Below are 9,061 nucleotides of genomic sequence, written 5' to 3'. Positions count from 1 at the left end.
AGACGTACAAGAAGACTGCGCTCGAGACTGAAGCTCGGCGGCTCGACATCCTCGTCGACGGACTCGAGTCGATCGCGCTGCAGGATTATACGCACGTTCTCACCGAGAAGCTGCTCGCGTATCTTCCGCCAAGACCCGTAAAAAATTGAACAGTCAGAATGCTGCTGGTCATGTCATCGCCTCTCATCTTGACCGGATGCGTGGATTCTTTTTTCGGAAGGGCTATCGCGACGAGGAGCTAGACGATATCGTCCAGGAGGCGTGCGTAGCCGTTCTCTCGGGCTACCCCCGCTTTCGCGGTTCCTCGGCGGTCGGTACGTGGTTTTACGCAGTCTGCCGGAACGTACACCTCGCAGATCGGCGGCGCGGATCTGCGTGGCGTCAAACGGTCTCGCTCCCCGATGATGCCGTTCCAGACAATCGCTACGGGCCGCCGTCCGACCTCGCTCTTCTGATTGGAAAACTCCCTCCACTCGACTGCACTCTGTACCGTTATTATTACGTGGAAAGTCGACGAGTCGCTGAGATCGGTGAAATCATTGGTCTTCCAGAAGGAACTGTGAAGTACCGCCTGTATGAGCTCAGGCGCAAGTTGCGGATCCTGCTGGCCGAGTGAGGGCGCGCATGCTGACCATCTTGGCCATAAGGAGGGCGGAAACTATCTTGACAGATTCCGGTTCCTTTATGGAAGACGTGATTATTTATTAATCTGAGGAAATTGCAAAAAGCTCATCTTATAATTTATTTACTCCTAAGCCCGAAGGGTCAACATTTGCATAACCTGCAAGCCTTTAAGCTGGCGTGGTTTTTGCCCGGCGCAGCCGGAACAGCAAAAACCATGACAGTAGGCTGTCAGGTTAATGCACCTCTTAAAAATTCTTCTGCTTATTTAATTCCTTGATCATCAACAAGCAAGGATTTTCTTCATCCCACATTTCCGTTAGAGTAATTAACTCTTTGAATCCCTGCCTTCGATAGAAGGCAGTAGTTCTTTTATACGGTTCATAATTCACATCATCGCTCAATGTTTTGACGAGGACAAAATCACACTGTTTCGCGATAAAATATTCTTCTGCTTTTTTATATAATAATCTTCCCATCCCGTTTCCATGTTGCTCGGCAGCAACACCAAGGACAAAAAGGTCACCGGTTCGATTATGGTGGATTTTTACACTGATAAACCCTATGCATTCTTCATCAGCAAATGCAGCCCAATAGGGGAGTGCTTTCACATCTGTAACAAATTCCTGGGTAGCTGATTCATCTCCGAACCAGTCGGGTAAATTTTTTAGAATTTTCTCTGTGTATTCTGATTTGTGTTCTTGATTCGTAATGTTTTCAATTCTGTAATTCATTCTTCGTTTTTCTCCCTTGAGTACTATTCAGTAGGATCCACTGAATCAACCTTTAGACTCAGGGCGATGCGCTCAACATTGACATGTTGGAGATGTTCGGATGTGACCGGTGCTTGCAGCGTCGATGAAATGGAACCAGCATCAATCACACAATATGGCCGACCGTAGTAGTTCGTTATCGTATTATCCAATCCAGGCAGATCAGTCTGCTGATTATGAATATTGATTACCGTGCGGTACAGCTCATTCAACACTTCAGTAATTGCGTTCGGTTCTGATGTTGATAATATGCTCCGTAGCGAAGGCTCTATAAGCGGGAAGTTCGACAGTGACTTCAGGTTAGTGCCGAACCACTTGCTGTACGGCACATATTGTTTTTCAAGGTAGAATAGAATTTTAAGAAGCGTATTTACTATTCGCGTTGAAATAATCTTCAGTCCGATGTAATCATCAAGTTCAATACAACGGCCTATAAATGCCTCTTCATTCGCTACCATCATCCACAACGAAGCCAGACGCAATATATACACGGACTGCGGAAACCACTTTAATAGTTTGCGGTATTCACGAATCGTTTGTAAGCCATCGTGGAATACTTCACCTTTTGTCAGCTCCAGCAAGGCCTGGTCATTAAGGTCAAGCCATACTTTATCTGTTAACTCACTCATACTCCGTAATCCCAGATAGTGTGCGAAGTATTGGTCAGGTTCGCAGATTTCAATGAGGTGTGTTATGGGATATGTCTCTGTCGGTGACAAACTTTGGGTGGCATCTTTGCGCGGATCAGTATAATTTGTCGGGAATCCTTTAAACTCTAAAGGTAAGTTCATACTGAAGTATTGGTGCAACTCATCCTTTCTGGACATCGAGTCTTGATCCAGGAAGATCTGACATCTCGGTCCCCAGTTATGATCCATCGAGGTTGGATTATCATACCCGAGAACATCGGATCCGTAGCCGATGAGAGATGCTGAATGATTGATGTCCGGGAACGCTTTTTCTAATAATGGTTTTACAACCTCAAAATAGAAGGCGCGGTTCAGTTCAATTCCGGGAATAAATGTATAACTACTCATGTAATTTCCACCATCTTCTGCTGCTATTCGTCTTTAATCAAGGCAAATATTTGAAGATCAACATATCCACGTCCATGCCATTTTTCAAAATCTTTCAATATACCTTCGCTAGTAAAGCCAAATTTTAGAGAGTAATCTCACTGATGAACTGTTTTCCGGAAGTACGAGGGCTTGAATACGGTGAAAATTCCAGTTGTGAAAACATAGTTGTAGAAACAGTTGTAAAGCTTCTGTCATATACCCCTTATTCTATTTTGAAGGAAGTAGATCATATCCTATATTTGCACGATTCTGATGGCGATAGATAGAATATAATTCGCAGGTACCAATAACGTAATTGTCTTCGCAGATTGCATATCGGAGTTGTTTATCCTGATCATAGTTCTTCAGCCATTTTTCGATTTGCTCTACTGCTTGGTTCAGGTCTGTAAAAGGTGATAGATCATAAAATTCACAAACACTGGAATGTGAGAATAGATTATAAATCGCCATGGCATCATTCCTTTGAATGAGACGTATGCTCAGCCTTTGTCCAGTTCTTTCAGGTGCATTCATGTTTAATTTCTCCACCAGCGACCAGCTGCCCGGTAATGTATTTATGCAAAACGCTTTTTTCGAATGTTTGGTAACGTAGTTCTGCGCATGCTGCTCGTTCTTTGATTTTTTCTAATTCATATGGATAATGAGATACATATATTTCCGGTTCGAGAAAATGGTTTTCCAGAAATATGTATCGCCATCAATCACAAACATCCTTTGTCTCGTATTTTTTTTCACATAGGGCATATCTTCATTTATAAAGTATGCACTTTACTTATTCTTTAACGGAAATATCGAATTTATCTTTCTCGATATAAAACCGTTTTTCTTTAAGTCCTAATGGCTTTAGCATTCCAATAAAACTTGCTCGAACCATTTTTCCCCCACAACCAGAACAAGAAATGAAATCCTCGATATCACCGCTACCAATTCCATCTGTAATACCATTACAATTCTTGCATAGCAAATAAACTTCCGTGTCCATGTCGATCTCCCTTGATTCTTCTATTTCTTCGCGCAGCTGGAATAGCAAAAACCATGACAGAAGGCTGTCAAGTTAATGCACACGTTAGCCATTATACCTATTAATTTCATCCCAGACTCTCAGTCCGTTTATGGCATTGAAGTGTTTATCACAAGTGATTAATTTCGAGCCCGTTACAATTGTTTGCGCAGCAATCCATATATCATTTAGCGGAATCATTTTGCCGGTCTTCTTTAGTTGACTTTTTATTTCTCCGAAGATTTCCGATGTTTCGATTGTCACATCAAATAATTCAACATTCGGTTTGTCTATGAAGTCTAATAATACTCTTCGATTATCAGAAATTCTTTTTCCTCTATGAAACCCCGCAAATAACTCTCCGGCTACTATGGTGCTTAAATAGATCGTTTCGGATTCGATCATTTAGTCAAATACTACTTGATCACCAGCCATAAAATGGCTATATGCATTTGTATCCAATAGTATTTTTTTCATTATTGCCAATCTGAATCGTCAATCGATTCCATGTCCTTGATTCTTTCTTCAAATTCGATTTGCTCATTTTTGCTCCATCGTCCGAACAAAGACGAAAACTCACTTTTCCTGATCTCTTGCCCTTTATGGATAGAGCTTCTTCGAGCAAAAACTTCACGGTTTTGTTTTGACTAAGTTTATATTCTTTTGATTTTTCTTTGAGCTTACTTTCAAGAATATCATCAATTCCATGGACGGTTATAGATTTCATAGCAAGTCCTCCTGAACCATTGATGAGTATATATTAGTTCATTTTTTGTTTTTTCCATCTTCTTCAGGCGCGTTTAGTGTCTGGCTAACATTCAGTTGGATTCTACGACACGTTAGCGAACGTGAACGTCGATATGTATTTGGTGCAGACCATTGTACTGCACTCCCAATCTAAGAATTTCCAATCAGATTGCGTACTATCTCCGGCATGATCTGTCAGCACAAGACTCAGGAATCGAACTAAATCGAGGCCGGGCTCACTTTATGTCTTGACGGCAGGAGGCTATATATGTGTTAGGCAAATTATGTGATTATTTATACGAGTCTTTTCTTGCCTCAATATCAATGATGAATACTATTACCATTTCATCAGAAACTTTATAAAATAGCCGGAAATTCCCAATTCTGTATCGATAAATATCTTTATATTCACCTTTTAGCTTTTTTATATTGGGACCGAAGTATGGGTTGTTTCTTAATATTGGATAAACGTAGTCAGTAATTTTTTTATAAAGAAATTCATATTTTCTATTCTTGATTTTTTTATTGAATGTTTCGGTCTCGGCAATTTTATATTTATTCAATAATAGTGTACCTTCCAGCGCTGATGTCAGATAGTCCTTTTTGTAGCTCATCTGAATAAGCCATGATCTCAGTCATTTCTGCATCATCCACAATCGTTTCATTCACTGTGTAGTTGAGGGTTGCATACTCAATATAGTTTGATATTGTTCTTTTTTGACCGTCTGCGGCTTTTTTAAACATTTCATAAATTTTATCATCAAGCCTTACTGTAATTGTCTTTGACATTGATTGCCTCCCTGCTTCAAATGTATTCAAATATATTCTATCTGTCAATTAGTTTTTTTGCGCCCGCAGGGCCTGCCTAACGCCTTGCTCACCGGAAAATGACGAGCGCCAGCGAGTTATTTTTTCCGGTGCAGCAAATTGTTGTAAGATTCGACCGATAGCTATGACGTTTGCCCCTTAATCGCCTGGATAATCCTTGGCCAGTCTTCATGATGCAACTCATGCCCCGTGCCTTCAAGTGTCAGCATTTTTGATCCACGAATCGCATCTTTAAGTGCCAACCCATGCACATAAGGAAGTACAGGATCTTCCGTGCCGTGAATGATCAAAGTTGGTACAGCTATCTCATTTAATCTCCCGAGCCATTTCTCGCCACCACCTAAAGTAGTGTGGTTGAATGTTGTCAGGATATTTGGAGTACGATCAAAATTTAACTCAGCAATATTTTGTATCTTCTCAGCGTCAAAAATATGTGCAGAACCCGAGTTAATTCGCCACGCTCCGACCTGATACGAGACGACAGCATCTCTATCAGACCAATCCAGTGATTTCGCCCGTTGGTGATACTCGATGATGGCAGGATCAAAAGCGGGCATATTAGGATCTGCATCTGAAAGCCGCTCTGAAGCGATCAGCGTCAAGCTCTTCACACGTTTCGGATACTTGAGAGCTACAAGCTGGGAAAGAAATCCCCCCAAAGACATGCCATCTAAATGAGCAGCCTCCAGATCATAACCATCGATGACGCGAACCACATCATCCGCTAACTCTTCGACAGAATATGGCGCCTTACCTGGCTCATAGCTAGTCGACTGCCCAGTATCGCGGTGATCGTATCGGATCACATAGCGATTCATTGCCGCTAACTGAGAGCAATACTCATCAGGCCACCATACCGCAGACGACATTGCCCCCATGATCAGAATAATTTGTTCATGGGTCGGGTTGCCGAATGATTCGGTATAGAGTGATATTGCATTATCAAAATTAACCATTTCTTTCATACTTAAATTCCCCCCGTCTTTTTTTGGGTTAACGATTTCATAACCAGCTTGCCGTTAAGCTGGCGTGGTTTTTGCCCGGCGTAAGCCGGAACAGCAAAAATCATGATGTCCCGATCTGACCTGCACACCTAACTGAGGCAGCTTTGCTGACCTCTTGCAAATTGCATCAGGCAGAACCGGGTACAGAATTGATTCTACGACACGTTAGCGAACGCGAACGTCGATATGCGTTTGGTGCAGACCGTTGTTCTGCACTTCCAATCAGATTGCGTACTATCTCCGGCATGATCTGTCAGCACAAGACTCAGGAATCGAACTAAATCGAGGCCGGACTCACTTTATGTCTTGACGGCAGGAGGGGGAGGCCTTATATGTGTTAGCCATTTTCTTTTTTTCGATATTTTGTCATTCTACCAGTCCCAGTTGACTCAATTTTATTATCTTCTAATAGTTGCTTTAAATCTCTACTGGCAGTAGCAGTTGATATGCCTTTGCAAACTAAAATATATTCTTTCCTATCAAACCAATCATTCAAAATATTTAATGCATATTCACTTCTTTTATTATAGTCATTATTTACAGAACTTGATTCATTTATAGTTTCTTGTAAAGAGCTATTAATTATATCAAGCATGAACTCTATGAAGCTTGTAGACTCACCTGCTTTATCAGATATCCCAAGTGCATGATAATATTTCTCTTGATTATCTTTTATCAATTTTTCGATGGGAACATATTCAAATATTGGATTCACATTCATTAATAATCGAGTCTGCCAAATTCTACCCATTCGTCCGTTACCGTCTTCAAATGGATGAATGAATTCCATTTCATAATGAAATACACAGCTTTTTATTAAGTTCATATCATTATCTTTTTTTAGATAATCAAAAAGATTATTCATAAGATGAGGAACCATATCATAACCTGGAGCTATATGTGAAACATTCTGTCCTTTCATAATTCCAGCTTGGCTTTTTCGATAATGTCCAGGTTCCGAAATTAATCCATTCAATAGAATGGAATGAGTTTTTAGAAAATCTTTTTGATTAAGTGGATTCAAACTGTTTAACATATCATATGCTATAATTGCATTTTCAACTTCTTTAATATCTTTTTCTGGTCCAATGACTTTTTTGTTTTCAAGCAAAGCTGTTATATGAGCAATATTAAGAGTATTACCTTCTATTGCAAGCGATGATTGAATTGTCTTGATCCTGTTTTGTTTTCTCAATCTTGGTTCAGGCTTTACTAACAATAAGCTTTTACAAATGCCTAGAGATTCATTTATTAGTCCATAGAGTTCAAGAATTTTTTGTGTGATGGTATAAGGTGGTTTCATATCTACATGATAGTATCATATGATACTATTTTCAAGTATTTTCTACTCCACAGCCCAAAGGGTATGGCTAACATTGAGTTGAGCTGTTTGGCGTTAAATGGCGCGTGTTCTTGCGTATGCAAGAACCGTGACATAGACAAATCTGCTCCAACTGTTTGTTATGCAGATTAATTTTTATTAAATTACATCCAATATTTCTCTGGCTGAATATATTTTGTTTTTTGATTTTTTAAAATCTTTCAAATTTCTTGTAACGATATAATCTATTTCTTCATTTGATGCCAGTTCATCAATCACAGCATCTTCATAATCGTTTAAGACTGAGAATAACGCTTTCTTTAAAATGTCTTTATGTGCTGTCAACACACTTAAACTGTCCAATAATTTTGAAATTATTTTATTTCTCTTTGTTCTGTCATATTTTTCTTTTTCCAAGAAATAAGATAACGTCGTTATTTCATGAGAAGCTACATATCCCTTTATTTCTTTTTTTACACATTTATCATAGACAGCTAATGCGGCTTCATGATCGTTCCGCTTATTTAAAAAATCGATAATTATATTTAAATCAATTAATACTTTTTTCATAAAAACTTTTTCTAATTACTTTTTTATCTGGAAATGACTCTTTATTTATTATTCCGTATAATTCTCTTGCGTCATCAGAAAAATCAGTGTCTTTCGTTTCATCTTTTAATCTTATTAAATATTTTTCAAATATTTTTGATATTGATTGATTATTCACCTTTGAATATTTTTTTGCAAAATCAATAATTGATTCATCGACATTGAGTGTAAGTTTTTTATTCATGCCTTCCTCCACGTAACAATATAACATACATACACGTACAAATCAATGGTCACGTATGCTCAGATTTATATGCTACGTGAATTAGTTTATGCACAAATGTTCAATTCTTAATAGTTTTTTCCTTTGCCCGCAAAGCGGGTGCATAACGTTTGCATAACCTGCAAGCCGTTAAACTGGCTTGGTTTTTGCCCGGCGCAGCCGGAGTGAGCAAAAACCATGACAGTAGGCTGTCAGGTTAATGCACCTGATACTCATTAAGGCCTCCCATGTGGAGGCACGGTATACTTACCGTAGAACAAAACTTCCGGACAAGGAGGCCCTAATGAGATTCTTTACTGACCAACATGAATTCTATGCAGGAATCGATCTTCATGCAAGAGAAATGTATGTGTGCGTCATGAATCAGCATGCAGATATTCTGTTTCACCGGAATATGCCGGCGGATCCGGAGCACCTTGGCAAAGTGCTGTCACAATTCAGTTCCGATATTGTGGTCGGCGTGGAATGTATGTTCACCTGGTACTGGATCGCTGATTACTGTGAGGATCATTCAGTTCCCTTCATTCTCGGTCATGCACTATACATGAAAGCTATTCATGGTGGGAAAACCAAAAATGATCGAATTGATTCCAGGAAAATTGCTTCTCTCATGAGAGGAGGCATGTTTCCGATTGCCTATGTGTACCCCCGTCGGATGCGAGCAACCCGTGATCTACTCAGGCGGCGGGAGTATTTCGTGCGGCAGCAATCACAGCTTTTTGCTCACATCCAGAATACCAACAGCCAATATAATCATCCCGGTTTTACCAGGAGCCTGCGGACTCAGTCATTCAGAAACGGAATTGAACAGCGTTTCACTGATCCTTTGGTCCGGAACATGATCGAGGCAGATCTT

Annotated in this window: 13 protein-coding genes and 1 pseudogene; 2 read left to right on the top strand and 12 right to left on the bottom strand. The window is 39.9% G+C overall.

Translation table 11 applies throughout. From position 1 onward, the window contains the following. Window positions 1–145: 145 nt before the first annotated feature. Window positions 146–616 carry an RNA polymerase sigma factor gene (locus tag ACYQ2L_RS16895; protein ID WP_460058250.1) on the top strand — a complete coding sequence of 157 codons (471 nt, stop codon included), beginning with the start codon at window positions 146–148 and terminating at the stop codon, window positions 614–616. Window positions 617–869: 253 nt separating this feature from the next. Here the strand turns inward: ACYQ2L_RS16895 and ACYQ2L_RS16890 are convergent, their stop codons facing one another. The 12 genes and pseudogenes from ACYQ2L_RS16890 to ACYQ2L_RS16835 form a co-directional block, all read right to left on the bottom strand. Then, a complete protein-coding gene (locus tag ACYQ2L_RS16890; RefSeq protein WP_460058248.1) occupies window positions 870–1,355 on the bottom strand; it encodes a GNAT family N-acetyltransferase in 486 nt (161 codons plus the stop codon). Window positions 1,356–1,378: 23 nt separating this feature from the next. After that, window positions 1,379–2,431: a DUF4037 domain-containing protein gene (locus tag ACYQ2L_RS16885; RefSeq protein WP_460058246.1), complete on the bottom strand. Its 1,053-nt coding sequence runs from the start codon at window positions 2,429–2,431 to the stop codon at window positions 1,379–1,381. A gap of 108 nt (window positions 2,432–2,539) precedes the next feature. Beyond that, window positions 2,540–2,986: pseudogene (locus ACYQ2L_RS16880) on the bottom strand (GNAT family N-acetyltransferase). A gap of 259 nt (window positions 2,987–3,245) precedes the next feature. After that, a complete protein-coding gene (locus tag ACYQ2L_RS16875) occupies window positions 3,246–3,455 on the bottom strand; it encodes a hypothetical protein (RefSeq protein ID WP_460058244.1) in 210 nt (69 codons plus the stop codon). Between the two features lie 84 nt (window positions 3,456–3,539). Continuing rightward, window positions 3,540–3,878 (bottom strand): PIN domain-containing protein, encoded by a 339-nt coding sequence (locus ACYQ2L_RS16870; protein WP_460058242.1) that lies wholly within the window; start codon window positions 3,876–3,878, stop codon window positions 3,540–3,542. A 37-nt stretch (window positions 3,879–3,915) separates the two neighbouring features. Beyond that, window positions 3,916–4,200, bottom strand: a complete 285-nt coding sequence (locus ACYQ2L_RS16865; RefSeq protein WP_460058240.1) for a hypothetical protein — start codon at window positions 4,198–4,200, stop codon at window positions 3,916–3,918. A 310-nt stretch (window positions 4,201–4,510) separates the two neighbouring features. After that, complete coding sequence (locus tag ACYQ2L_RS16860; RefSeq protein ID WP_460058238.1) at window positions 4,511–4,834, bottom strand: type II toxin-antitoxin system RelE family toxin; 324 nt, start codon at window positions 4,832–4,834, stop codon at window positions 4,511–4,513. Next, entirely contained in the window at window positions 4,776–5,009 is a 234-nt protein-coding gene (locus tag ACYQ2L_RS16855; RefSeq protein WP_460058236.1) for a CopG family transcriptional regulator, read from the bottom strand. Before ACYQ2L_RS16855 ends, ACYQ2L_RS16860 begins: the two co-directional genes overlap by 59 nt. 161 nt (window positions 5,010–5,170) lie before the next feature. After that, a complete protein-coding gene (gene estX / locus ACYQ2L_RS16850; RefSeq protein WP_460058234.1) occupies window positions 5,171–6,013 on the bottom strand; it encodes a macrolide esterase EstX in 843 nt (280 codons plus the stop codon). A 376-nt stretch (window positions 6,014–6,389) separates the two neighbouring features. After that, complete coding sequence (locus ACYQ2L_RS16845; RefSeq protein ID WP_460058232.1) at window positions 6,390–7,355, bottom strand: Fic family protein; 966 nt, start codon at window positions 7,353–7,355, stop codon at window positions 6,390–6,392. 177 nt (window positions 7,356–7,532) lie between these two features. Beyond that, complete coding sequence (locus ACYQ2L_RS16840) at window positions 7,533–7,943, bottom strand: PIN domain-containing protein (protein WP_460058230.1); 411 nt, start codon at window positions 7,941–7,943, stop codon at window positions 7,533–7,535. After that, entirely contained in the window at window positions 7,924–8,166 is a 243-nt protein-coding gene (locus tag ACYQ2L_RS16835) for a DUF6364 family protein (RefSeq protein WP_460058228.1), read from the bottom strand. Before ACYQ2L_RS16835 ends, ACYQ2L_RS16840 begins: the two co-directional genes overlap by 20 nt. A gap of 322 nt (window positions 8,167–8,488) precedes the next feature. On the opposite strand from ACYQ2L_RS16835, the gene ACYQ2L_RS16830 reads away from it, so the two are divergent. After that, window positions 8,489–9,061: IS110 family transposase (locus ACYQ2L_RS16830; RefSeq protein ID WP_460058226.1), on the top strand; the 573-nt coding region annotated here is incomplete at its 3' end.

This window comes from Spirochaeta dissipatitropha (genome assembly GCF_054657935.1).
Note: the sequence above shows the minus strand (reverse complement) of the source record. Positions and strands in the feature narration are given on the sequence as shown.

Bases quoted from the DNA above. Each gene is read 5' to 3' on its own strand.
- ACYQ2L_RS16890 (WP_460058248.1), bottom strand. From the start codon at position 1,355: ATGAATTACAGAATTGAAAACATTACGAATCAAGAACACAAATCAGAA.
- ACYQ2L_RS16885 (WP_460058246.1), bottom strand. From the start codon at position 2,431: ATGAGTAGTTATACATTTATTCCCGGAATTGAACTGAACCGCGCCTTC.
- ACYQ2L_RS16875 (WP_460058244.1), bottom strand. From the start codon at position 3,455: ATGGACACGGAAGTTTATTTGCTATGCAAGAATTGTAATGGTATTACA.
- ACYQ2L_RS16870 (WP_460058242.1), bottom strand. From the start codon at position 3,878: ATGATCGAATCCGAAACGATCTATTTAAGCACCATAGTAGCCGGAGAG.
- ACYQ2L_RS16865 (WP_460058240.1), bottom strand. From the start codon at position 4,200: ATGAAATCTATAACCGTCCATGGAATTGATGATATTCTTGAAAGTAAG.
- ACYQ2L_RS16860 (WP_460058238.1), bottom strand. From the start codon at position 4,834: ATGAGCTACAAAAAGGACTATCTGACATCAGCGCTGGAAGGTACACTA.
- ACYQ2L_RS16855 (WP_460058236.1), bottom strand. From the start codon at position 5,009: ATGTCAAAGACAATTACAGTAAGGCTTGATGATAAAATTTATGAAATG.
- estX (WP_460058234.1), bottom strand. From the start codon at position 6,013: ATGAAAGAAATGGTTAATTTTGATAATGCAATATCACTCTATACCGAA.
- ACYQ2L_RS16845 (WP_460058232.1), bottom strand. From the start codon at position 7,355: ATGAAACCACCTTATACCATCACACAAAAAATTCTTGAACTCTATGGA.
- ACYQ2L_RS16840 (WP_460058230.1), bottom strand. From the start codon at position 7,943: ATGAAAAAAGTATTAATTGATTTAAATATAATTATCGATTTTTTAAAT.
- ACYQ2L_RS16835 (WP_460058228.1), bottom strand. From the start codon at position 8,166: ATGAATAAAAAACTTACACTCAATGTCGATGAATCAATTATTGATTTT.